We start from the raw sequence: 23,466 nt of genomic DNA on the forward strand, positions 1-23,466 counted from the left end.
TAAGCGGATAGGCGCGCCGGCCACGCACAATGGCCCACCCCGCAACCGAAGGCACGGCACGCCCGCCGCATGCCTCGCGCGGGGCCGGCCTGCGTCACAACGAAACAAGCGGTCTTCGCAACGACAAGGATTATTGGCAAATGGCAGCGCTCAACATCGCCTTCGAGGCGCCGGACAATGCAAGCGGGGCCGGTCTTTCCGCCGGCCGGCCGATCGATTTCGACCATCTTGCCCGCCAGACGATGGGCGACAAGGCGCTGGAGCTGGAGGTGCTGCAGATGTTCGCGCGCCAGGCCCGCGAGAGCATGAAGGAACTGGCGGGCACGGAAGGCGCGGCCCGCGCGGCCGTCGCGCACCGCCTCAAGGGCTCGGCCCGGGCGGTCGGCGCCGATGCCATCGCCGCGGCCGCCGGCAGGCTGGAAGACAAGCCCGCGGACGCCGCCGCGCTTGCGGGCGTCGCGGCCAGCGTGGTCGAGGCGGAAAACTTCATCCTCAAGCTCTGCCGCTGACCGTCGCGCCGGGAAAAGCCGGCGGCGCGCCCGGGCCTGCAAGGGCCGGGCGGGCGCGCGATGTTGACTGGGGAGGGGTTTTGTTGGAAACAACCGCCGGAAAACCGGCGGCCGGCCACGCCCCCGCCGGTCAGTCTACGCCCGCACGGGCAGCCTCTAGGATCCGGAAGCCATCATGAGCAAACTCACCATCGTCGCCTTCGACGGCACGCGCAACGACCTCGATGTGGCAAACGGCACCACGGTCATGGAAAACGCCGTGCGCAACTCGGTGCCCGGCATCGAGGCCGAATGCGGCGGGGCCTGCGCCTGCGCGACCTGTCACGTCTATGTCGACGACGCCTGGAGCGCGGTCGTCGGCCCGCCGGAGGCGATGGAGGAGGACATGCTGGACTTCGCCTACGACGTGCGCCCCACCTCGCGGCTCTCCTGTCAGATCAAGATGTCGGATGCGCTGGACGGCCTCGTCGTGCATGTGCCGGAACGCCAGGCCTGACATCGTCCAGCCTTTCGTGACGTGACCGGCGGTCGCCGCCAAGGCGGCGGTCCCGTCCGTGCGCCGGAAGAACAGAACGGCGCGCTGGAAGTCTTTCCCGAAGAATAGATGGACAAAAAAAGAGCCTCGCCGGTCGGTCAGGACGAGCGAGGCCAGGAGGGCGCATCGCGGCAGGAGAGGGAGGAGACACCTGCTGCTTCTATTGGGACGCGCCAGGAGAACCTGTTGCAAACCATTACTGCGACTTCGGGAAGGAACGAACATCTTCCCGTTCAGTGTTGAAATGAAAATACGGTGATTTGCGGAATTGCGCTATCGCTAGAATTCACCAGTCATTTCACGCATGCGCTCCCGCATCGCGCCCGATCCGGTCCATCTGCATTAAGGGGATTTCAAGAAATACATGCGCGGCCGCGCGGCCTTACTGCAGCTTGCTCTTGAGGCGGTGGGTGAGGAGCCGCATCATGCGATCGTTGAAGTTCTTCGATTCCACCTTGTCGAAGCGGGCCTGGTCGGCGTCGTGCTTCGATACGGCGTCGGCGGTCGCGCGGTCGACGCGGGCCTGCATGCGCTCGCAGTCGGCCTCCGGCGGCAAGCGCTTCAAGGTGCGCTCCAGCTCGCGGGCGTGGTTGCGCGCGATTTCGGCGTGGCGTTCCTCGTGGCGCTTGATATCGGCGGAAAGCGTGTCCCAGATCAGGGCGAGCGAGGGCGTTGCGCGCTTGCGGTTCTTCCAGCGCGGCAGGATGATCTTGGTCGAGAGCGTGACCTTCGCGTCGCCCACGGCGCAGCGGTTGCCGCGCTTCACATAGGTGACCGAGCCGCCCCACTTGATCTTGGTGGCGCCGGGATGGCGCGAGCCGTTGTGCATCATCACCGGGCCGCGCTTGCCCAGTTCCTCGTCGAGCTCGGCAGCCGTGTGCCCGCCGACGGAGAAATAGGCGAAGGACTTGGAGGTGATCGTCTCCGCGCGGGCGGACTGGAAAGCGAGGCAGGCGAGGGCACCCAGGGCACCAAGCGCCATCAGGCGGGCGACGGTCTTCATACGGGTCTGCATTCCTTTTGCCGCCGGGTCCTTGCGGCGGTGGGCCGGCGAGGAGGCCGGTTGAACTTCCGCCAACCTTGGGGCATAGGCTCGGCGAGCGCAACACCCTTTGCCGGGTGCTGGTTAACCGCCGAAGGAAACCGTCATGTTCTCGCCGTTCGATCCCTTTGACTGGAGGCTCGCCCATGGCCGGCATCTGGAGCTCGGCCCGCGCGGCCTCCTGATGGCCATCGTCAACGTCACGCCCGATTCCTTTTCCGACGGCGGCCGGTTCGATAGTGCCGACCGGGCGGTCGCGCAGGCGATCCTCTGTCTGGAAGAGGGCGCCGCCATCGTCGATATCGGCGGGGAATCGACCCGGCCGGACGCCGCGCCCGTGGCAGCCGCGGAGGAGCAGGACCGCATCCTTCCCGTTATCGAGGCGCTGGCCGGCACGACGGACGCCATCATCTCCGTCGACACCTACCGCGCCGAGACCGCGCGGCTTGCCGTTGCCGCCGGCGCGCATATCGTCAACGACGTGCACGGTCTCCAGCGCGAGCCCGGCATCGCGCGCGTCGCCGCCGAGACCGGCGCGGGGCTCTGCATCATGCATACCGGCCGCGACCGCCGGAAGCTGCCCGACGTGGTGGAGGACCAGTATCTCTTCCTCGGCCGCTCGCTGGAGATCGCCCGCGAGGCGGGCGTTTCGCGAGAGGCCATGGTGCTCGATCCCGGCTTCGGCTTCGCCAAGGACACGGACGAGAATCTGGAGCTGATGGCGCGTTTCGGCGAGCTCTTCGGCTTCGGGCTGCCGCTTCTCGCCGGTACCTCGCGCAAGCGCTTCGTCGGGGCCGTCACCGGGCGCGATGCGGATGCGCGCGACGTGGGTACGGCCGCGACGACGGCGCTGCTTCGCGTTGCCGGCGCGGCGGTGTTCAGGGTGCACGATGTCGCAATCAACAGGGATGCGCTTGCCATGGCGGATGCTATGCTGGCGTCAGGGCGCAAGGTGAAGGCGCGCGAGACGCACGCCTGACGGCGGGCCAGACAGGACGAACCATGACCAGCACCTATACGATCACGCTCAAGAACTGCGCCTTCTTCGCCCGCCACGGGCTGCACGACGCCGAGGAATTCCTCGGCCAGCGCTTCTTCGTCGATGCGGAACTCGACGTGCGCCCGGAGCGCCCGCTTTCCGACGACGATATCGAATCGACAGTCGACTACGGCGTCGCCTTCAAGGAGATCGAGAAGATCGTGCTCGGCCGGCGCCGCTACCTCATCGAGGCGGTGGCGCAGGAGATCGCCGTCGCGCTCTGCGCCCGCTTCCCGCAGATTTTTCGCGCACGGATTACGGTTCGCAAGCCGAGCGCGCCGGTTCCGGGCGTGCTCGATTATGTGCAGGTAACGGTCGACCATGCCGTCTGAGGTGTTCCGCCGGGCCGCGCTCGGCCTCGGCGGCAATATCGGCGATCCCGTCCGCGCCATGGCCGATGCCCTGCAGGCGCTCGACGGGCGGGCGGATTGCCGCATCGCCGCCGTCTCGCGGCTCTATCGCACGCCGCCCTGGGGCAAGACCGACCAGGACTGGTTCTTCAACGCCTGCGCGCTGGTGGAGACGACGCTTTCCCCCGAGGCGCTGCTCGACACCTGCCTCGGCATCGAGCGCGACATGAAGCGCGAACGCAAGGAGCGCTGGGGACCGCGCACCATCGACATCGACGTGCTGACCTATGAGGGCGTGGCGCAGGCCGGCGGCCGGCTGGAGCTGCCGCATCCGCGCATGACCGGCCGCGGCTTCGTGCTGATGCCGCTCGCCGACATCGCGCCCGCGATGGAGGTCGAGGGGGGCGCGGTGGCGGACTGGCTGAAGGAGGCGGATGTGGCGGGGATCGAGCCGGCGAGCGCCGGCCCGGAGTGGTGGCGGGTTACTTGATCGAACCGACCGCGATGTCGTCGAGATTGCGGTCGAGCGACAGGCCGATGACCGGGATCATCCGGCTTTCGACTTTCACCGAGATGGTGATGTTCATCTTGTTCTCGCTTTCGAGGCGAGCGATCATCGCGCCGTTGAGCTTCTGGCGGTTGATGCCGACGACGACCTTGTTGCCGGCGACCTGGCCGGAGGTGATGTCGAGGCCCTTGCCGGCCGCCCCGTCGAGGAACTTGCCCTTGTAGGTGCCGCCCGAGCGGGTGATCAGCGCGGACATCGGCTGCTTAAAGACGCCGACGCGGCAGAAGCCGTCGAGCTGGATGCCGGCATCCCTGGCGGCTGCCGGATCGCCCGTCAGGTTGCAGTTGAACTTGGTGCCCTTGTACTTGCCGGCGACGATCTCGCCGCTGCCCTGCCAGTTGCCGGCGACCTGATCGAAGAAGGCCTTGTCGCGCGAGCCTGCGGCGGCCGGAAGGGCGAAGGTGGTGGCTGCGAGGATGGCCGCTGCGGAAGCGCGGGCGATCAAAGAAGTGCGCGAATACATGAACGATCCTTGACGGGCGATGGCCATCTGGCCTGCTTTTCTGGCGAGAAGGTTTGCGCGAAAATGGTTAATGGACAGTTTCCCGCCATGCCCGGCCCGCAGGATTTGATATCGGCTCACGCCCGGAAAACCGGGGTGTTGCCGTGAGGTCACGCTTCGTCGCGCCGGCCGGCCGCCGAACCCGGTGCAAGGTCGCCGATGAAATCGCCGATGCCCGGCCGTTTCAGCGCTCGGAAGGGCATCGGGCGGCAGAGGTCCATGGCGGCGATGCCGATCCGCGCCGTCATCAGCCCGTTGATGACGCCTTCGCCGAGCCGCGCGGAGAGCTTTGAGGCAAGCCCGTGGCCGAGCACCTGCTGCACGAGGCTGTCTCCCATGGCGATCGACCCGGTGACGGCAAGATGGGCGATGACGTCGCGCATCAGCCGCAGCATGCCGATCTTGCCTGGATGCCCGCCGTAAAGCTCGGCCATGGCGCGCACCAGCCGGCTGCTCTCGAAGATCACGTAGCCGAGGTCGACGAGCGCGCGCGGGCTAACCGCCGTGACGATGGAGACGCGCTTGGCCGCGCCGAGGATGAGGGCGCGGGCCTCGCGGTCGAGCGGGGCCATGAGCTCGCGTTCGGCAAGGTCGACGAGCTGGGCGGCGTCGATGATCTCGCCCTCCGTCTCGGCGAGCCGCGCCCGGCCGCGCGCCGTCTGCGGGCGGGCGGCGAGGAGGTGGACGAGGCGGGCGACGATGGCCCGGCCGACGGCCGGCGAGGGCGAGGCCGCCGCGTCCGCGATATCGCGCTTGAGGTCCTGCACAGCGGCAAGGCCGCGAAGGCCGGAAAGTTCGCGCACGACGAGGCCGAGGAGCGCCAGCACCGCGACGGCCGCGGCCGCCAGCGCCAGATAGCCGAGCCAGTCGTTGCGGCTGAAGAGGTCGCGGATCAGCGCGTCCACCCACAGGCCGACGGCGAGCGAGACGAGGAGGCCGAGCGCGCCTGTCGCGATTCGCCCGAGCGTCAGGCGGCGCGGGCGGGGCGTCGCCACCGGCGGCACGAGGTCCGGCAGGCCGGCGGTCGTCTCGATGAACGGGTCCTCCGCATCCGGCGTCAGCGTCACCGCATCCTCGAAGGCGGCGGGGCGGCGGGGCTCTTTTTCCGGTGCGTCGGGGGAGAGCGAGAAGGCGGCGGGCCTGCGCGGACGGTCGGTCATGCGAGCCGGTCTCCGATGAGATATTGCAGCGCGCGGTCGAGGCGGATGTGCGGCACCGACAGTTTCAGGCCGCCGCCGGTCTCCTCGATATGCGGCGGGCGGAAGCGCACGAAGTTGAGGAGCGGCGGATCGCCTTCGGAATGCGATTCAAGTTCCTGAAAAAGCGAGTCCGGATTCTTCGGCAAGTCCCCGGGAAATATGGCGGTTTTCCTCTCGCCGTCGAAGGTCTCGCCGTCGATCGTCTCGCCCGCCATCGGCGTTCCGACGATGACCGGCAGGTTCTCGCCGTCGTGCTTGACGGTCGCCTCGCGGGTGGCGCGCACGGAGGCGAGCGCCATCACCTCGATGCCCGCCCCGCTCATGCCGATGCGCTCGATGGCCCGCTCGACGAGCCGGCGCGTGACGGCCTCCAGCCGCGGATGGCTCTCGTGGTGCAGGTGGTCGGCCTTGGTGGCGGCGATCACGATGCGGTCGATGCGCCTCGTGACGAGCGAGGAGAGGAAGCCGTTGGTGCCGGCGCGGAAGCAGTCGAGCACGTCGCCGAGCGCGCGTTCTAGGTCGTGCACGGCCTCCGCGCCGCGGTTGATCGCCTGGAGCGCGTCGATCAGCACGATCTGCCGGTCGAGGCGGGCGAAATGCTCGCGGAAGAAGGGGCGAACGACATGGGTCTTGTAGGCCTCGTAGCGGCGCTCCATCATCGCGTGCAGCGAGCCCCGGGCCGGTTTTCCCTCCGGCAGGCCCGGCAGCGGTGCGAAGGTGAGGGCGGGCGAGCCTTCGAGGTCGCCGGGCATCAGGAAGCGGCCGGGCGGCAGGGTGGAGAGCGAGCGTTCGTCGGATTTGCAGGCCTTCAGGTAGGCGGTGAAGCTCTCCGCAAGGGAACGCGCCGTCGCCTCCTCGGCCGCGGCGGCGGGATCGACGGTGGCGGAAAGGGCGAGCCAGTCGCGGGCAAGCTCGGCGCGGATGCCGGAGCCGGCGAGCGCCACGGTATTTTCGCTGAAGGTGCGGAAATCCTGCCCGAGCAGCGGCAGGTCGAGCAGCCATTCGCCGGGATAGTCGACGATATCGATGGAAAGGCGCCCCGGCGAGAACATCCGGTTCCAGCCGGAGGCGCTTTCGTAGTCGAGCGTGATGCGCAGCTGCGAGATGGCGCGGGTCGAATCCGGCCAGAGCCGGTCGGCGACGAGGGCGCGGATATGGTCCTCGTACTGGAAGCGCGGCACGGCATCGTCCGGCTGCGGCTCCAGCCTGATCTTCGAGACGCGGCCCGAGCGCACCGCTTCGAGCAGCGGCAGGCGCCCGCCGTTGAGGAGATTGTGCACGAGGGAGGAGATGAAGACCGTCTTGCCGGCGCGCGAAAGGCCCGTCACGCCGAGGCGGATCGACGGGTTGACGAGGCCGGCGGCGCGCCCGGCGAGCGTATCGAGCGCCAGCAGGGCGTCGTCTGTGAGGGTGGTCAGGCTAGGCGGCACGGTCTCTTTCCAGCATCGAAGGCGATATAGGAAGCGCGGTCCGGCGAAAAAAGAGGCGCCGCCGTTTCGTTCAGGTGACCCGGTTCGGCGCCATGAAGCCTGCAAGGCAGGCGCCGCTGTAGTCCGCCTCCGTCGGGCGTTTGTCGAAATCGACGATGGCAAGGCCCGCGGTCGGATAGCCGAAGGGGGTGGCCGTCTCGGCCATCGCCTTGCCGACGAGGCGGAAGAAGAACTCCTCGATCATCGGATTGTGCCCGACGATCATCACGGCCTTTTCCTGCCGCTCGGCGAAGGCGAGCTCCGCATAGGTGTCGACCGTGCCGGAATAGAGCGAATCCACATAGGCGATGGGGAGCTCCTCGCTCATCGTGCGGTGGAAGGGTTCCGCCGTCTGGTGGCAGCGCACGGCGGTGGAGGAGAAGATGACGTCCGGGCGGTAGCCCTGGTCTGCCGCTTCCTCGGCGATCACCTCGGCCTCCGCGAAGCCCTCGTCGTCGAGCGCGCGGTCGAAATCCGACTGGCCGGGCTGCGTCCAGGCGGCGCGGGCGTGGCGGAGGATATAGAGCCGGAAAGCCGGCGTGCCGAGAGATGCCAAGTCGTGTCCTCCATCCGACCGCGGCCGGTGATCGGCGGCGCTTTCCGATTTCATGTCTTCCCGCGCCGGAAAGATCAACCGCTTTTGAACGGACGACAGCTTCGCGAAAGCAAAACGCGCACTATCTATGGGAAGGATGCGCGTTCCTGCCCGTATGGCGGCGGAACGGGGCCGGAAAGGCAGTCCGGTCGCGACCTCCGTCTTGCGGGAAAGGGCAAATGGTTTCGCCCTTCCATCGGCGGGTTTTGCCATCCCGTTGTAATCTTGATGAAATATTCGTCGGGCAAGGACCGCAGATCAAGGCAGGCGCGAAAACCGTGGGTAATTCCCGGCAGGCTTGAATCAGGAAACCCGTAGGGATATACAGCGCGCCTTGAGATGTTCTTCAGGAGAATCGCGTTGAGTGAGAAGATCGATCTTAGCAATTTCGTCCTCGACGAGGACGAGGAATTCATGAACGCAAACCAGCGGGCTTACTTTCGAGCGAAGCTGAACGCCTGGAAAAACGATATTCTGCGCGAAGCGCGCGAAACCCTCGATCATCTGGCGGAAGAAAGCGCCAACCACCCGGACCTCGCGGACCGGGCATCCTCGGAAACCGACCGGGCCATCGAACTTCGGGCACGCGATCGCCAGCGCAAGCTGATCTCCAAGATCGATGCGGCACTGCAGCGTCTCGACGAAGGCACCTACGGCTATTGCGAGGAAACGGGCGAACCGATCGGCCTCAAGCGTCTCGACGCCCGCCCGATCGCCACGCTCTCGATCGAGGCGCAGGAGCGCCATGAACGCAGGGAGAAGGTGTATCGCGACGAATAGGCGCGTCCCGCGGGCCCGAGGAGGCCTGCAGGCATCGCCTTGAAGGAACGACACCGGAATATCCGGTGCAGGCCGGCTTCGGGCTGTACCATCAATTGAAAGCCGCCGGAAACGTCCGTTTCCAGCGGCTTTTTCTTTGAGGTGTCGTGGCTTCAGGATTTGCGGTTGGCCGCGATCTCGCCGAGCAGGCGCGCCATTTCCGCCTCGGTCTCTTCCCGGCTCTTGGCGGGCGGCTGCTGGCCCTGACTGGTTGCGCCGAAGCCCTGCCCGGATGGGGCGACCGGCTGCACGGCGGCGCGCGCGGGCGCGGCGAGGGCCGCGTTGCTCGTCATTTCCGCTTCGAGGATCTTTTCGAATTCGCTGACCAGCGCCGGATTGTCGGCGGTTTTTTCCGCCGGCTTCGCATTCCCCGCCGTCACCGGGCGCTGCACGGCCTGGCCCTGGGCCGCGGTGGTGGTTGCCGCGACCTGCGGCGTCAGCACGCGCTGGCGGTTCTGTTCCAGAAGGTCTTCCACGCGCCGCTCCGGCGTGCGCTGCTGGGCCGCGGCCTGCACCTGATGGGCGGTTGCCGGCTGGGAAACCGGGCGGACCGGCACGGGGCGGGCGGCGGTCTCCTCGTCGGCGGCGTAGAGCACCTTGCCCATGGCGGAAACGCCGTCGGGCTGGTTGGCCGGGCGGCGCTCGGCGGCGCTTGCCGTCGCGACGGCGGCGGAACGGGCGGCGACCGGCGTTTCGACCGGCCTGGCGACGGTTTCCTGCGCCGGCTGCTGCACGGGCTCGGCCTTGTGCGCCTTCTGCTCCACCGGCTGCGCGGTGCTTTCGGCCGGCGTGGACACGATGCGCGATTCGATCACCACGTCCGTCGGTCCTCCGATCATGATGAGATGTTCCACGTCGTCGCGGCGCACCAGCACGAGCCGGCGGCGCGTATCGATCGCCGCGGCGTCGAGCACGGCAAGGCGCGGCAGCCGGTTGCGCCCGCCGCGGATGAACGGCGAGGAGGGGCGGCCGCGGACGATCCACAGCACGAGCGCGAGGCAGAGAAGGCCGAGCAGCACCACCACGGCGGCGACGATGAATTTCGTGCCGTTCTCGGTGAGAATCTCCTGGAACATGGGCGGTTACTCCTTTTCGGCACGGTGGCTGCATTTGAAGGCTTTTTTCGGGCTCCTACAAGCCGCCTTCGCCGGTTGTCCAGCGCCGATTGCTGGCCTGGGCGGCCCTGCGGCCGGCAATCGGCGGAATCAGCGGGAATATTCCCTGTGAATTGGCAACCTTGCTTCCCCTCGACGGCTTTTTGCGCTTCCCTCGGGCGGATAAACATGATTCCCGCATCGCATGCGGATGGCAGACAGTGCCGCGCGCCGGTGCAGACGAGGGATTGATGACGACGATGAAGCGGCCGGGCGAGGACACTATGCCGATCGTGGACCGCGGCATGCGGCCGGCGGTCGCGTTGCGGATCGTGCTGCTCGCCCTCGTGCTGGCGGCCTCCGCCGGCGCGTTCATCGTCTTCAAGAACCAGCTCGACAACGAACTGGTGCTCGGCGTTCTCGGCGTTCTCGCCATGGCCGGCATCTTCTTCGTCGTTTCCGCGCTCATCGGCTTCATCGAGGTGATGCCGGAGGCGAAGGATTCCGGCGAGCTGGCCCAGTCCTTCCTCGATTCCCATCCCGACGGCACCGTCGTCACCGACCGCAAGGGCCGCATCGTCTATGCCAACGCCGCCTATGGCGCGTTGACCGGGGCGAAGGGCGGCGCGGAAATCCAGACGCTCGAAACGCTGCTGTCGCGCAACCGCGAGGCGACGGAGGCCGTCTACCGCCTGACCAACGGCCTGCACGAGGGCAAGGAGGGCGCGGAGGAATTCCGTGTCCAGAAGACGCTCAACGCCACCTCCTCCAGCGGCTCCGGCGCCCACTGGTATCGCCTCAAGGCGCGCGTGCTGCCGAGCCGCAAGGGCGGCCAGCCGCTCTATATCTGGCAGATTTCCGACATCACCTCCGAGCGGGACGACCAGGAGCGCTTCTTCAAGGAATTGCAGAACGCCATCGATTATCTCGACCATGCGCCGGCCGGCTTCTTCTCCGCCGGGCGCAAGGGCGAGATCGTCTATCTCAATGCGACGCTCGCCGAATGGCTCGGCATCGACCTGACGAAATTCCAGCCCGGTTCGCTCGCCATTGCCGATGTCGTGGCGGGCGAGGGGCTTGCGCTCATCCAGTCCGTGCAGGCCGAGCCCGGCCTCAAGCGCACCGAGACGCTGGACCTCGACCTGCGCAAGACCAACGGCCAGAGCCTTCCGGTGCGCATCGTGCACCGCGTCTCCTCCATGCGCGACGGCGCGCCGGGCGAAAGCCGCACCATCGTGCTGGCGCGCGAGGAGGGCGGGCAGAACGACCAGTCCGCCTCCATCGCCTCGATGCGCTTCACGCGCTTCTTCAACAACACGCCGATGGCGATCGCCTCCGTCGACGGGGACGGGCGCATCCTGCGCACCAATGCGCCCTTCCTGAAGCTCTTTTCCGGCGTCGTCTCGCGGGACGACATCGACCGCGGCGTCAAGCTCGAGACCATCGTGCACGAGACCGATCGCGCGCGCCTCGAAGCCGCCGTGGAGGCCGCCAAGGACCGGCAGGGCGACATTCCGCCCATCGATTCCCTGCATCCGGCCGACGACGGCCGGCATTTCCGCTTCTACGTGAACGCCGTCATCGACCAGAGCGACGAGGCGCCGGAAGAGGCGGCCATCGTCTATGCCGTCGAGATCACCGAGCAGAAGGCGCTCGAAACGCAGATGGCGCAGACGCAGAAGATGAACGCGGTGGGCACGCTTGCCGGCGGCATCGCGCACGACTTCAACAACGTGCTGACGGCGATCCTGCTCTCCTCCGACCACCTGCTGCTCTCCGCGCGCCCTTCGGATGCGAGCTTCGCCGATCTCATGGAGATCAAGCGCAACGCCAACCGCGCTGCCGTGCTGGTGCGCCAGCTTCTCGCCTTCTCGCGCAAGCAGACGATGCGCCCGACGGTTCTCAACCTCACCGACGTCATCGGCGACCTGCGCATGCTGGTCGACCGCATGACCGGCACCAACGTCAAGATCGACGTGGAGTACGGCCGCGACCTCTGGGCGGTGAAGACGGACCTCGGCCAGTTCGAGCAGGTGCTGATCAACCTTGCCGTCAATGCGCGCGACGCCATGCCGGAGGGCGGCACCATCACCTTCCGCACGCGCAACGTGCCTGCCGAGGAAGCGGCCGCGCGCAACCTGCGCGACCTGCCGCCGGGCGACTATGTGGAGGTGGAGGTCGCCGACCAGGGCACCGGCATTCCGCAGGAGATCATCGACAAAATCTTCGAGCCCTTCTTCACCACCAAGGAAGTGGGCAAGGGCACGGGCCTCGGCCTTTCCATGGTCTACGGCATCGTCAAGCAGTCCGGCGGCTACATCTACCTCGATTCCGAGGTCGGCAAGGGCACGACCTTCCGCATCCTCATGCCGCGCCATATCGAGGAGATCGTGCCGGAAGCCGAGGCGGCGGTGCCGCAGGCCGGCGGCGGGCAGGCCGCTGCCGCCCTCCCGGCGCCGGAAAAGGAGCCGCGCGACCTGACCGGCGGCTCCGCCGTCGTTCTTCTCGTCGAGGACGAGGAGGCGGTGCGCCGCGGCGGCAAGCGCATGCTGGAGACCCGCGGCTACACGGTGCACGAGGCCGGCTCCGGCGTGGAAGCGCTCGAGATCATGGAAGAGCTGGACGGCGCGGTCGACATCGTCGTCTCGGACGTCGTCATGCCGGAAATGGACGGGCCGTCGCTGCTGCGCGAATTGCGCAAGACCTATCCGGACATGAAGTTCATCTTCGTCTCCGGTTACGCCGAAGACGCCTTCGCCCGCAACCTTCCCGCCGACGCCAAATTCGGCTTCCTGCCGAAGCCCTTCTCGCTGAAGCAGCTTGCCGAGGCGGTGCGGGAGATGCTGGACGCGTGAGGCTGCGGGGCGGCGTTTGCGCTGTGCGGCTTCGATGGATGGGGGGAGGCGGCTGCTTACTCTATCCCTACCATCCAGACCCCCACCATCCGGGCCACCCACCTCTCCGCCGTCATGCTCGGGCTTGACCCGAGCATCCACAGCCGCAGGTGCCGTGTGGATCCTCGGGGCAAGCCCGAGGATGACGACCTTGGAGGGAGGTGCTGCACGGCGGCGGGGCGACACGAAAGAGACGGCGAAGTGCCGAAAAATGCGGCCGGGTAACCCGGCCGCCATCCTTGTCAATCCACCAGTGCCACGGCGATCTCCGCCGCCAGCCGCGCGTTGTTCTCCACCAGTGCGATGTTCGTCTTGAGGCTGCGCCCGTCCGTCAGGTGGAAGAGGTTGTCGAGCAGGTAGGGGGTGACGGCCTTGCCGGCGATCTCGTCGCGCTCGGCGTTGTCGATCGCGCGGGCGATGTAGATCTCCATTTCCTCGCGCGGGATCTCGTCGGCCTCCGGCACGGGATTGGCGATCAGCATGCCGCCTGTAATGCCGAGCTCTTCGCGCACCGCCTGGAAATTGGCGATGGCGGCCGGGCTGTTGAGCATCAGCGGGCTCTTGAGGCCCGAATCGCGCGACCAGAAGGCCGGGAAGACCGGGCTGTCGTAGGTGACGACCGGCACGCCGCGGGTCTCCAGCACTTCCAGCGTCTTCGGAATGTCGAGGATCGCCTTGGCGCCGGCGCAGACGACGATGACACCGGTGCGCGCCAGCTCCTCGAGGTCGGCCGAGATGTCGAAGGTCTCTTCCGCGCCGCGATGTACGCCGCCGATGCCGCCGGTGGCGAAGACTTTGATGCCGGCAAGCGCCGCGCCGATCATCGTCGCCGCGACCGTGGTGGCGCCCGTGCGGCGCTCGGCGATGGCGAAGGCGAGGTCGGCGCGTGAGACCTTCATGGCGCCCTCGCTCTGCGAGAGCGCTTCGAGCTGCGCATCCTCAAGGCCGATATGCAGCACGCCGTCGATCACCACGATGGTGGCCGGCACGGCGCCTTCCTCGCGGATGATGCGCTCGACGCTGCGCGCCATGTCGAGATTGCCGGGATAGGGCATGCCGTGGGTGATGATGGTCGATTCGAGGGCGACGATCGGCGCGCCGCGTGCCTTGGCGGCGGCGACTTCGGCGGAATATTGCAGCGGCAGGCTGGGGGTGAGGGGGCGGGTCATGACGTGTCCTTACGCGATCCTGGGAGGAATCCTGGGCAAAAAAGTCTCATGACAGGATTTCGGCCTTCGGCACAAGAAAAAGTGCGCCGGCAAGCGCCTCTTCCGACATTTCCTCGGCGACGGCGAGGGGCGAGCGCACGGTGATGGCCGCCGCCGCCACGCCATGGCGCAGCGCCTCGCCGATCCCCGCGCCACGGGCCCAGGCGCTGAGGAAACCGGAGGCGAGCGAATCGCCCGCCCCGGTGACGTCGCCGAGCGCGGGGATATCCGGCGGCACGACGAGGGCGGCGCCCGTCCCGTCGAAGGCGACGACGCCCCGGCCGCCGCGCGTCACCACGCCTGCGGAAAGCCCTGCTTCGCGCAGCGCCTTCGGCCAGTCGGCCGGGTCCTCCGGCGAAGCGCCTGTCAGCGTGCGGGCCTCCGCCTCGTTCATGAAGAGGAAGGCAAGGGTGGAAAGGTTTTCCCTGAACCGCACGACCTTCGCCGGCGAGATGGCGATGCCGGCGAGCGGCAGCCGCGAGGACGTCGCAGCCCGGGCGATCGCGGCAAGCGTTTCGGCCGGCAGGTTGGCGTCGGTGAGGATAATATCGGCCTCCGCCATGGCCTCGCGCATCGCCCGCTGCTGCAGGCGGCGCGGCGAGAACAGCCGGTAGAGCTCCATGTCGGCGAGCGCGACGACGAGGTTGCCGTCCCGCTCGATGATCGCGGTATAGCTCGGCGTCGCGCGGTCGAGGAAGACGAAGGGCGTGTCCTCGACGCCCGCCGCTTCCGCCGCCGCCGTCACGATATCGCCGTCCGCATCCCCGCCGCGCGGCGAGACGAGCCGCACGCGGTGGCCGAGCCGGGCGAGGTTGCGCGCCGCGTTGAACGCGCCGCCGCCCGCCTCCACGAACCACGTTCCCGGATTGCTCGCCCCCGGCGCCGTCTCGCCGGCGATGCGCCCGCGCCTGTCCACATGGGCGCCGCCCAGCACCAGTATCCTGCTACCCGTCATCGTCATCCTCTATGCGCCGATTCGGCCCCGAACGCCCGCCGCGGCAGGGGTACCGGACCTGTTCGCCCGCCTGTTCCACCCACCGGAAACGAAAATAGAACACGCACTCAATTCACAAATCCATTCAAATGGATGATGGTGCCTTGCAAAACGAGAACAAAATGTGTACATAGCTTTCATCGGCGGCTTCGTTGCCTGTCTTGCTTCAATAACCTAAAGGTGGACCAAATGGCACAGAACACTTTGCGGCTCGTAGAGGATAAAACAGTGGATAAAAGCAAGGCACTCGAAGCGGCTCTCTCCCAGATCGAGCGCTCGTTCGGCAAGGGCTCCATCATGAAGCTCGGCGGCAAGGACAGCGTGATCGAGGTCGAGACGGTCTCGACGGGTTCGCTCAGCCTCGACGTCGCGCTCGGCATCGGCGGCCTGCCGAAGGGCCGCATCATCGAGATCTACGGGCCGGAAAGCTCGGGCAAGACGACGCTGGCGCTGCAGACCATCGCCGAATCCCAGAAGAAGGGCGGCATCTGCGCCTTCGTCGATGCCGAGCACGCGCTCGATCCGGTCTATGCCCGCAAGCTCGGCGTCGACCTTGAAAACCTGCTGATCTCGCAGCCGGACACCGGCGAGCAGGCGCTTGAGATCACCGATACGCTGGTGCGCTCCGGCGCCATCGACGTGCTGGTCGTCGACTCGGTCGCAGCGCTTACGCCGCGTGCCGAAATCGAGGGCGAGATGGGCGAGAGCCTGCCCGGCCTCCAGGCCCGCTTGATGAGCCAGGCGCTGCGCAAGCTGACGGCGTCCATCTCCAAGTCCAACACGATGGTCATCTTCATCAACCAGATCCGCATGAAGATCGGCGTCGTCTACGGTTCGCCGGAAGTGACGACCGGCGGCAACGCGCTGAAGTTCTACGCCTCCGTCCGCCTCGACATCCGCCGCATCGGCGCCGTCAAGGAGCGCGACGAGGTGATCGGCAACCAGACCCGCGTCAAGGTCGTCAAGAACAAGATGGCCCCGCCCTTCAAGCAGGTCGAGTTCGACATCATGTACGGCGAGGGCGTGTCCAAGACGGGCGAGCTCATCGACCTCGGCGTCAAGGCCGGCATCGTCGAGAAGTCGGGCGCTTGGTTCTCCTACAACAGCCAGCGCCTCGGCCAGGGCCGCGAGAACGCCAAGACGTTCCTGCGCGACAACCCGGATCTCGCCCGCGAGATCGAGACGGCGCTGCGCCAGAATGCCGGCCTCATCGCCGACCGCTTCCTGGAAAACGGCGGGCCGGATCCGAACGACGGCGGCGACGGCGAAGTGTAATCGCCGCGCAACGGTGGTGAAAAACTCGAAAGACCGGCCTCTTCTTCGCGAAAGGCCGGTTTTTTGGTGTCTGGACAGGTGCCGAGGCGGGCGATAAAAGCCTTGGGTTCTCGCGCGCGCCCGGGGTTTCCGGCCTTTTTGGGAAGGCTGTCGGCAGGCGCGCGCAACTTCGACGGAATTCGCGGATGGATGGCCCTTGCGGCCTCCGGCGGGCACTCCGGCCGGCGGGGCGATTTCGCATCTGCTGAACGTGACATTGGGTGGATGACGCGCCGGTCTCCGGCGTGCGCAGGGCAAGATGAAGGACGCGATATGAGCGGCGTGAATGAGATCCGGTCGACTTTCCTCGACTATTTCCGAAAGAACGGACACGAGGTCGTGCCGTCCAGTCCGCTCGTGCCGCGCAACGACCCGACCCTGATGTTCACCAATGCCGGCATGGTGCAGTTCAAGAACGTCTTCACCGGCCTGGAGACGCGTCCCTATTCCACGGCGGTCACCGCGCAGAAATGCGTGCGCGCCGGCGGCAAGCACAACGACCTCGACAATGTCGGCTATACCGCGCGCCACCACACCTTCTTCGAGATGCTCGGCAACTTCTCCTTCGGCGACTATTTCAAGGAGCGCGCGATCGAGCTTGCCTGGAACCTGATCACCAAGGAATTCGGCATCGACAGGACACGGCTGCTCGTCACCGTCTACCATACGGACGACCAGGCCTTCGACCTCTGGAAGAAGATCGCCGGCCTTTCCGACGACCGCATCATCCGCATCCCGACCAGCGACAATTTCTGGGCGATGGGCGATACCGGCCCGTGCGGCCCCTGTTCGGAAATCTTCTACGACCACGGCGACCACATCTGGGGCGGCCCGCCCGGCTCGCCGGAAGAGGACGGCGACCGCTTTATCGAGATCTGGAACCTCGTCTTCATGCAGTTCGAGCAGTTGACGAAGGAAGAGCGCGTCGACCTGCCGCGACCGTCCATCGACACCGGCATGGGCCTCGAGCGCATCGCCGCGCTCCTCCAGGGCAAGCACGACAACTATGACATCGACCTCTTCCGCGCGCTGATCGAGGCCTCGGTCGAGGCGACCGGCGTTCCGGCCGAGGGCGAGGCGCGCGCCAGCCACCGGGTCATCGCCGACCACCTGCGTTCCTCCGCCTTCCTGATTGCCGACGGCGTTCTGCCGGCCAAGGATGGCCGCGGCTATGTGCTGCGCCGCATCATGCGCCGCGCCATGCGCCACGCCCAGCTGCTCGGCGCCAAGGAGCCGTTGATGTGGAAGCTGCTGCCGACGCTGGTCGGCGAGATGGGCCGCGCCTATCCCGAGCTCCAGCGTGCCGAGGCGCTCATCTCCGAGACGCTGAAGCTGGAGGAAACCCGCTTCCGCACCACGCTGGAACGCGGCCTCACCCTTCTCTCCGACGCGACCAACACGCTTCACAAGGGCGACATGCTGGACGGCGAGACCGCCTTCAAGCTCTACGACACCTACGGCTTCCCGCTGGACCTGACGCAGGACGCGCTGCGCGCCCGCGAGATCGGCGTCGACCTTGCCGGCTTCACCGATGCCATGGAGCGCCAGAAGGCCGAGGCGCGCTCGCACTGGGCGGGCTCGGGCGACAAGGCGACCGAGACGATCTGGTTCGAGCTGAAGGAGAAGTTCGGCGCGAGCGAATTCCTCGGCTACGATACCGAGACGGCCGAGGGCGTCGTCCAGGCGATCGTCCGCGACGGCAAGGCGGTCGATTCCGCCTCGGCCGGCGATGAGGTGCAGATCGTCTTCAACCAGACGCCGTTCTACGGCGAATCCGGCGGCCAGATGGGCGATACGGGCACGATTGCGGGCGACAATGCGAAGCTTTCCGTTTCCGATACGCATAAGAAGGGCGAGGGCCTTTTCGTGCATGTGGCGACCGTCGCGGAAGGCACGCTCAAGGTCGGCGACGCCGTGGCGCTGACGGTCGACCATGCCCGCCGCTCGCGCCTTCGCGCCAACCATTCGGCGACCCACCTCCTGCACGAGGCGCTGCGCGAGGTGCTCGGCACCCATGTCGCGCAGAAGGGCTCGCTCGTCGCGCCCGAGCGCCTGCGCTTCGACGTCTCGCATCCCAAGCCCATGTCGGCCGAGGAACTGCGCGTCATCGAGGACATGGCCAACGAGATCATCGTGCAGAATGCGCCCGTCACCACGCGCCTGATGACCGTGGACGACGCCATTGCCGAGGGCGCCATGGCGCTCTTCGGCGAGAAGTACGGCGATGAGGTCCGCGTCGTCTCCATGGGCACGGGCGTTCGCGGCGCCAAGGCGAACCGGCCCTATTCGGTCGAGCTTTGCGGTGGCACGCATGTTTCCGCCACGGGCGAGATCGGCCTCGTGCGCATCGTTTCGGAAAGCGCCGTCGGCTCGGGCGTGCGCCGTCTCGAAGCGCTGACGGGCGAGGCGGCCCGCGCCTATCTCGCCGAGCAGGACGAGCGCGTGAAGGCGCTCGCCACGGCGCTGAAGGCCCAGCCGAACGAAGTGCTCGCCCGCGTCGAGGCGCTGGTCGACGAGCGCCGCAAGCTGGAGCGCGAACTCACCGAGGCGAAGAAGAAGCTGGCGCTGTCCGGCGGCGGTTCGGCCGGCGGGGACGAGGGCGTGCGCGAGGTCGCCGGTCTCAAATATCTCGGCAAGGTCGTCACCGGCGTCGAGCCGAAGGACCTGAAGAGCCTTGCCGACGAAGGCAAGAAGAGCCTCGGTTCCGGCGTCGTCGCCTTCGTCGGCGTTTCGCCGGACGGCAAGGCGAGCGCGGTGGTGGCCGTGACGGAAGACCTGACGGGCCGTTTCAGCGCGGTCGACCTCGTGCGCCGCGCCTCCGAGGCGCTCGGCGGCAAGGGCGGCGGCGGGCGTCCCGATATGGCGCAGGCCGGCGGGCCGGACGGCGGCAAGGCGGCCGATGCCATCGAGGCGGTCGCTTCGGCACTCGCCGGCTGACCTTTTTCGAGACGGAAAATCGATCATGCGGCGGGCCTCGGCCCGCCGTTTTCGTTTGCGAAGTCTTCAAGGTTTGCGCCTAGTCTCGCCGCGTGCGGAGTGCGTGCCTTGATTGAAGATATCATCAGCATATCGACCTTGATGATCTGTACCTTCCTGTCGACCATGGTCGTCGGGATTTTCATGCTCCAGGTCTGGCTGACCGACCGGCGCCATGCGGCGGCCGGCTACTGGTGCGTTTCCATGTGGGTCGGCTCGCTGTGCACGCTGCTCTATGCGCTTCGCCCGGTCGGCTTTCCCCTGTTAACCGTCGGGCTCAGCAATGCGCTCGCCGCCTTCGCCTATGCCCTCATGTGGGCGGGCTTCCGGGTGTTCGACCGCCGGCGGGTCCATCTGCCGGTCGTGCTCACCGGGCCGGCGCTTTGGGGGCTCGCCTATCTCTTCCTGCCGCAGGTTTCGGGCGATGTGAACAACCGCATCATCCTCTCCTCGGTGATCATCACCACCTATTCGCTCTGGATGGGCGTCGACATCTGGCGCGGACGCGGCGGCGAAAGGCTGCCGACCCGCACCATGTCCGCCGTCTTCTTCCTCACCCACGGCGTCATCTATTCGCTGCGCATCCCCATGGCGATCCTCACGCCGGCGCAGCTTGCCCACGGCACGGCCTATTCCGCCTGGTTCGCCGTGTTCTCGCTGGAGCTGTTCGCCCACACGATCCTTGCCGCCGTAGCCATGCTGGTGCTCATCAAGGAGCGCGGCGAGGCGCTTTACCGGCAGGCCTCGCGCACCGACGCGCTGACCGGGATACCCAACCGCGGCTCCTTCCTCGAAGATATCCAGACGTGGCTCTCCGGCAAGGGGCAGGGCACGCTGATGATCTTCGACCTCGACCGCTTCAAGGCGATCAACGACACGCACGGCCATGTCGCGGGCGATACGGTGCTGAAGCGTTTTTCCGCCCGCGTCAGCGCGCTATTGGAGGATGGCATGCTGTTCTGCCGCTTCGGCGGCGAGGAATTCGCGCTCTTCGCGCCGGTGCACGATATAGCCCGGGCCGAAGCCTTCGCGGAAATGCTGCGCCGGGAGACGGCGGGTATCGCCATCGCCTCCGGGGCGGGCGATATCCGCATGTCCGTCAGCATCGGCCTTGCCGATGTGGCGACCTTCGGGGCGGATTTCGACCGGCTGCATTCCGCCGCCGACAGCGCGCTCTATGCCGCCAAGGAGGCCGGGCGCGACCGCGTGATGCGGGCGACGCCCTCCGCCGGTCTTCCGGATATGGCCGGCCGCATGCGGGCTGCCGATGCGCCACCGGCAAGCACCGCGCTATCGGCGTGATCAGCCGGCGTTTGCCGCCTGAAGCTGGCGGTGCATCTCCTCGTCGTCGAGGGCCCTGGCTTTCAGGTAGGCGGGGCGATCCTTCAGGCGATCCCAATAGGCCTGGAATTCCGGCCGCGGCTCGATCGTGTTGAACTGCAGGCCCCAGTTGACGTGCGCGCCCACATAGACGTCGGCGGCCGTGAAGGCATTGCCGGTAATGTAGGGCGTGCGGCCGACGGCGAGCGACAGCGCGTCCATCACCGCTTCGAAGCTGCCGCAGCCGATGCTGCGCTGGCGTTCCTTCGGGATCTCGATGCCGAAGGCCTTGAGGGAAACGGCCGTTTCCAGAGGGCCGGCGGCGAAGAAGAGCCAGCGATAGTAGTCGGCGCGGGCATCGTTGGCCGGTGCGAGGCCGGCTTCGGGGAAGGCGTCGGCGAGATAGGCGCAGATCGCCGCGCCCTCGGTAACGACCGCCTTGCCGTGGCGGATGGCGGGCACCTTGCCCATCGGGTTGAGCGCGAGGTAGTCCGGCGCCTTCATCGAGCCGTCATAGGTCAGCCATTGTATGCGGTAGGGCGCGCCCACCTCTTCCAGCATCCAGCGGGCGATGCGCCCGCGCGACATGGGGTTGCTGTAGAAAACCAGTTCGTCTGCCATGGGCCTCTCCTGTGCTGGCGGGAGAATAGGGCAAGGGGCGGACGCTGCAAGAGGCAGAAAAAAGCCCGGCGGCGGGACCGTCGGGCTTTTTCGTTCAGACCGGCTTGTTGTGCGGCTGGAAGAGCTTTCCGCGCTCGGCGAGGAGCACGAAGACGAGGCCGACGATCGACACGGAGAAGAAGCCGGTGACGAGCGGCAGCGCCGTGCCGTTGAAGGACTGGCCGATGACCGCGCCGATGATCGTGCCGCCGGCCGTGCCCATGAAGCCGAGCACGGAGGAGGCCGTGCCGGCGACGTGGCCGAGCGGCTCCATGGCGAGCGAGTTGAAGTTCGAGCCGATCCAGCCGAACTGGAACATCGCCAGCGCGAAGAGCACGATGAAGATCGGGAAGGGCACATGCGGCGTCCACAGCAGCGTCAGCACCAGCCAGAGCGTGTTGATGCCGAGGAAGCCCAAAAGCGCGCCATGCGACAGGCGCCGCATGCCGAACCGGCCGACGAGGCGCGAATTGACGAAGGACGACAGCGCCATGAAGGTGGCGACGCCCGCAAAGGCGAGCGGGAACCACACGCCGAGCTCGTAGATGCCGACATAGATCTGCTGGGCCGAGTTGATGAAGCCGAACAGCGCGCCGAAGATGAACGTGCTCGCCAGCGTATAACAGAGCGCCACGCGGTCCGTCAGCACGATGCGGAAGCCGCCGAGCACCGAGCGCACCGTGAAGGGGCGCACGTCGTCGGCGTGCAGCGTCTCGGGCAGGCGCAGATACATCCAGGTGCCGATGACGGCGGCCATCACCGCCATGAAGACGAAGATCAGGTGCCATTCGCCGAACAGCATGACGATCTGCCCCGTGCCCGGCGCCATGACCGGCACGACCATGAACACCATCATGATCAGCGACATGACCTCGGCCATCGCGCGCCCGCCGAAGACGTCGCGGACGATGGAGACGGTGATGACGCGCATGGCGGCCGAGCCGATGCCCTGGATGAAGCGCAGCGCAAGGAGCGCGGCAAAGCTCGGCACGAGGATCGCCGCAAGCGAGGAGACGACGTAGATGGCAAGGCCGAAGAACATGGGGCTGCGCCGGCCGAAACGGTCGGAGACCGGGCCGTAGAGAAGCTGCGCGAAGGCAAAGCCGATCAGGTAGGCCGAAATGACATACTGCCGATGGTTCTCGTTTTCCACGCCGAGGCTGGCGCCGATCTGCTGGAGGCCGGGCAGCATGATGTCGATGGCAAGCGCGTTGAGCGCCATGAGGAGTGCCATGAGCGCGATGAATTCTATCTTGCCCATGCCTTTCAGGCGCTGGGCCGCTTCGGGGGAAAGTCCAGTCATATCAATTTAATCCATGAAAGAGATAAGGCGCCGCTTTATGCGGCGCCTTTGAAAAGCTCTGGGCCGGAATGGACCGTTAAGCGTCAGGCGGCGCCCTTGACGGCGATGCCCTGTCCCTGAAGGTGGGACTGCAACTCGCCCGACTGGAACATCTCGCGCACGATGTCGCAACCGCCGACGAACTCACCCTTCACGTAGAGCTGCGGGATGGTCGGCCAGTTGGAATAGTCCTTGATGCCCTGGCGGATGTCGGCGTCGGCGAGCACGTTGATGCCCTTGTAGTCCACACCCACGTAGTCGAGGATCTGCACGACCTGGCCGGAGAATCCGCACTGGGGGAATTCCGGCGTGCCCTTCATGAACAGGACGACGTCGTTGCTCTTCACTTCGTTTTCGATGAAATCGTGGATGCCGCTCATTGTCGTATTCCCTAGCAAATCGGTTTCAAGGACCGATGCGATGAACCATTCGCCCTAGATAACAACCTCGGGTGACAAATGCCATAAGGCCCTCGCAAATTTTGCAAGGGCCGTTCCCGCTCCCGTTCAAGGTGTTGCGCGTTGGCCGCGGTCTACCGGCTGCGCTGGCGGCTGCGGCTTGCCGCCGTCTTGCGGCGGCTCACCTGCTTGCGCGGGCGCTTGGCCGCCTTCTTCTCCGGCTTCAGCGCCGCCTCGAGGATATCGCCGAGGAGGCCGCCGGAGGCTTTCTTGCGCGTCGTCGTCTTGCGGCGCGTGCGCCGGGTGGTCGCCTTGCGCACGCCGGTCTTCTTCAGCACCTCTTTCAGGGCTGCATCGACCACGCCGGAAACGAGCTCGTCGAGAAGGCCGGCCATGGCGATCAGTCCGGGATGGAGGTCTGGAGGGCGAGGGCGTGCAGGACGCCGCCCATGTTGCCCTTCAGGGCGTCGTAGACCATCTGGTGCTGCTGCACGCGGGTCTTGCCGCGGAAGGCTTCCGCGATGACCTCGGCGGCATAGTGGTCCCCATCGCCGGCAAGATCGCGGATGACCACCTTCGCTCCGGGAATGCCGGTCTTGATGAGGTCTTCGATATCGCCGGGTGACATGGCCATGGAAT

Annotated in this window: 23 protein-coding genes; 10 read left to right on the forward strand and 13 right to left on the reverse strand. The window is 66.8% G+C overall.

The genetic code is table 11. The annotated features are described in order from the left end of the window. Nucleotides 1–140 precede the first annotated feature (140 nt). Together HNQ66_RS04575 and HNQ66_RS04580 are read left to right on the forward strand one after the other, a co-directional pair. On the forward strand, nt 141–509 hold the full coding sequence (locus HNQ66_RS04575; RefSeq protein WP_184141366.1) for an Hpt domain-containing protein: 369 nt from the start codon (nt 141–143) through the stop codon (nt 507–509). A gap of 175 nt (nt 510–684) precedes the next feature. Then, a complete protein-coding gene (locus HNQ66_RS04580; protein ID WP_184141369.1) occupies nt 685–1,005 on the forward strand; it encodes a 2Fe-2S iron-sulfur cluster-binding protein in 321 nt (106 codons plus the stop codon). 421 nt (nt 1,006–1,426) lie between these two features. On the opposite strand, the gene HNQ66_RS04585 is transcribed toward HNQ66_RS04580, so the two are convergent. Next, nucleotides 1,427–2,059 carry a DUF922 domain-containing Zn-dependent protease gene (locus HNQ66_RS04585; protein ID WP_380779856.1) on the reverse strand — a complete coding sequence of 211 codons (633 nt, stop codon included), beginning with the start codon at nt 2,057–2,059 and terminating at the stop codon, nt 1,427–1,429. Nucleotides 2,060–2,192: 133 nt separating this feature from the next. Between HNQ66_RS04585 and folP the strand changes: the two genes are divergently transcribed. The 3 genes from folP to folK are packed head-to-tail and all read left to right on the forward strand — an operon-like array spanning nt 2,193 to nt 3,965. Beyond that, on the forward strand, nt 2,193–3,065 hold the full coding sequence (gene folP, locus HNQ66_RS04590; protein WP_184141371.1) for a dihydropteroate synthase: 873 nt from the start codon (nt 2,193–2,195) through the stop codon (nt 3,063–3,065). Between the two features lie 23 nt (nt 3,066–3,088). After that, nucleotides 3,089–3,457, forward strand: coding sequence for a dihydroneopterin aldolase (folB, locus tag HNQ66_RS04595; protein WP_184141373.1), 369 nt, complete (start codon nt 3,089–3,091; stop codon nt 3,455–3,457). Continuing rightward, a complete protein-coding gene (folK, locus tag HNQ66_RS04600; protein WP_184141375.1) occupies nt 3,447–3,965 on the forward strand; it encodes a 2-amino-4-hydroxy-6-hydroxymethyldihydropteridine diphosphokinase in 519 nt (172 codons plus the stop codon). The genes folB and folK overlap by 11 nt, the downstream gene beginning before the upstream one ends. On the opposite strand, the gene HNQ66_RS04605 is transcribed toward folK, so the two are convergent. The 4 genes from HNQ66_RS04605 to HNQ66_RS04620 form a co-directional block, all read right to left on the reverse strand. Next, complete coding sequence (locus HNQ66_RS04605; protein ID WP_184141377.1) at nt 3,958–4,506, reverse strand: hypothetical protein; 549 nt, start codon at nt 4,504–4,506, stop codon at nt 3,958–3,960. The genes folK and HNQ66_RS04605 overlap by 8 nt on opposite strands. A 149-nt stretch (nt 4,507–4,655) precedes the next feature. Then, entirely contained in the window at nt 4,656–5,705 is a 1,050-nt protein-coding gene (locus HNQ66_RS04610; protein ID WP_184141379.1) for a YcjF family protein, read from the reverse strand. Then, complete coding sequence (locus HNQ66_RS04615) at nt 5,702–7,174, reverse strand: YcjX family protein (protein ID WP_184141381.1); 1,473 nt, start codon at nt 7,172–7,174, stop codon at nt 5,702–5,704. Before HNQ66_RS04615 ends, HNQ66_RS04610 begins: the two co-directional genes overlap by 4 nt. 70 nt (nt 7,175–7,244) lie before the next feature. After that, entirely contained in the window at nt 7,245–7,769 is a 525-nt protein-coding gene (locus HNQ66_RS04620) for a SixA phosphatase family protein (protein ID WP_246434212.1), read from the reverse strand. Nucleotides 7,770–8,168: 399 nt separating this feature from the next. Here HNQ66_RS04620 and dksA point away from each other — a divergent pair, with 399 nt between their 5' ends. Beyond that, nucleotides 8,169–8,588 (forward strand): RNA polymerase-binding protein DksA, encoded by a 420-nt coding sequence (gene dksA, locus HNQ66_RS04625; RefSeq protein WP_184141385.1) that lies wholly within the window; start codon nt 8,169–8,171, stop codon nt 8,586–8,588. 152 nt (nt 8,589–8,740) lie between these two features. On the opposite strand, the gene HNQ66_RS04630 is transcribed toward dksA, so the two are convergent. Then, nucleotides 8,741–9,703 carry a flagellar biosynthetic protein FliO gene (locus tag HNQ66_RS04630; protein WP_184141387.1) on the reverse strand — a complete coding sequence of 321 codons (963 nt, stop codon included), beginning with the start codon at nt 9,701–9,703 and terminating at the stop codon, nt 8,741–8,743. 269 nt (nt 9,704–9,972) lie between these two features. Here HNQ66_RS04630 and cckA point away from each other — a divergent pair, with 269 nt between their 5' ends. Further along, nucleotides 9,973–12,576 carry a cell cycle histidine kinase CckA gene (gene cckA / locus HNQ66_RS04635; protein WP_184141389.1) on the forward strand — a complete coding sequence of 868 codons (2,604 nt, stop codon included), beginning with the start codon at nt 9,973–9,975 and terminating at the stop codon, nt 12,574–12,576. Nucleotides 12,577–12,857: 281 nt separating this feature from the next. On the opposite strand, the gene HNQ66_RS04640 is transcribed toward cckA, so the two are convergent. Together HNQ66_RS04640 and HNQ66_RS04645 are read right to left on the reverse strand one after the other, a co-directional pair. Then, complete coding sequence (locus HNQ66_RS04640) at nt 12,858–13,784, reverse strand: pseudouridine-5'-phosphate glycosidase (protein ID WP_184141391.1); 927 nt, start codon at nt 13,782–13,784, stop codon at nt 12,858–12,860. A gap of 46 nt (nt 13,785–13,830) precedes the next feature. Beyond that, nucleotides 13,831–14,778 carry a carbohydrate kinase family protein gene (locus HNQ66_RS04645; protein ID WP_184141393.1) on the reverse strand — a complete coding sequence of 316 codons (948 nt, stop codon included), beginning with the start codon at nt 14,776–14,778 and terminating at the stop codon, nt 13,831–13,833. Between the two features lie 228 nt (nt 14,779–15,006). Here HNQ66_RS04645 and recA point away from each other — a divergent pair, with 228 nt between their 5' ends. The 3 genes from recA to HNQ66_RS04660 all read left to right on the forward strand — a co-directional run bounded on the left by recA (nt 15,007) and on the right by HNQ66_RS04660 (nt 20,409). Beyond that, a complete protein-coding gene (recA, locus tag HNQ66_RS04650; protein ID WP_184141395.1) occupies nt 15,007–16,092 on the forward strand; it encodes a recombinase RecA in 1,086 nt (361 codons plus the stop codon). A gap of 312 nt (nt 16,093–16,404) precedes the next feature. Next, nucleotides 16,405–19,068, forward strand: coding sequence for an alanine--tRNA ligase (gene alaS, locus HNQ66_RS04655; RefSeq protein WP_184141397.1), 2,664 nt, complete (start codon nt 16,405–16,407; stop codon nt 19,066–19,068). Nucleotides 19,069–19,176: 108 nt separating this feature from the next. After that, nucleotides 19,177–20,409, forward strand: coding sequence for a GGDEF domain-containing protein (locus tag HNQ66_RS04660; protein WP_184141399.1), 1,233 nt, complete (start codon nt 19,177–19,179; stop codon nt 20,407–20,409). On the opposite strand, the gene HNQ66_RS04665 is transcribed toward HNQ66_RS04660, so the two are convergent. The 5 genes from HNQ66_RS04665 to HNQ66_RS04685 form a co-directional block, all read right to left on the reverse strand. Beyond that, nucleotides 20,410–21,048: a glutathione S-transferase family protein gene (locus HNQ66_RS04665; protein ID WP_184141401.1), complete on the reverse strand. Its 639-nt coding sequence runs from the start codon at nt 21,046–21,048 to the stop codon at nt 20,410–20,412. Nucleotides 21,049–21,142: 94 nt separating this feature from the next. Next, on the reverse strand, nt 21,143–22,348 hold the full coding sequence (locus HNQ66_RS04670; RefSeq protein WP_184142207.1) for a multidrug effflux MFS transporter: 1,206 nt from the start codon (nt 22,346–22,348) through the stop codon (nt 21,143–21,145). A gap of 125 nt (nt 22,349–22,473) precedes the next feature. After that, nucleotides 22,474–22,809 carry a Grx4 family monothiol glutaredoxin gene (gene grxD, locus HNQ66_RS04675; protein WP_184141403.1) on the reverse strand — a complete coding sequence of 112 codons (336 nt, stop codon included), beginning with the start codon at nt 22,807–22,809 and terminating at the stop codon, nt 22,474–22,476. A 152-nt stretch (nt 22,810–22,961) separates the two neighbouring features. Next, on the reverse strand, nt 22,962–23,222 hold the full coding sequence (locus HNQ66_RS04680) for a hypothetical protein (RefSeq protein ID WP_184141405.1): 261 nt from the start codon (nt 23,220–23,222) through the stop codon (nt 22,962–22,964). 5 nt (nt 23,223–23,227) lie between these two features. Continuing rightward, nucleotides 23,228–23,461 carry a BolA/IbaG family iron-sulfur metabolism protein gene (locus tag HNQ66_RS04685; protein WP_184141407.1) on the reverse strand — a complete coding sequence of 78 codons (234 nt, stop codon included), beginning with the start codon at nt 23,459–23,461 and terminating at the stop codon, nt 23,228–23,230. Nucleotides 23,462–23,466: the final 5 nt, after the last annotated feature.

Origin of the sequence: Shinella fusca (assembly GCF_014203155.1) — a bacterium.
GTDB lineage: Bacteria > Pseudomonadota > Alphaproteobacteria > Rhizobiales > Rhizobiaceae > Shinella > Shinella fusca.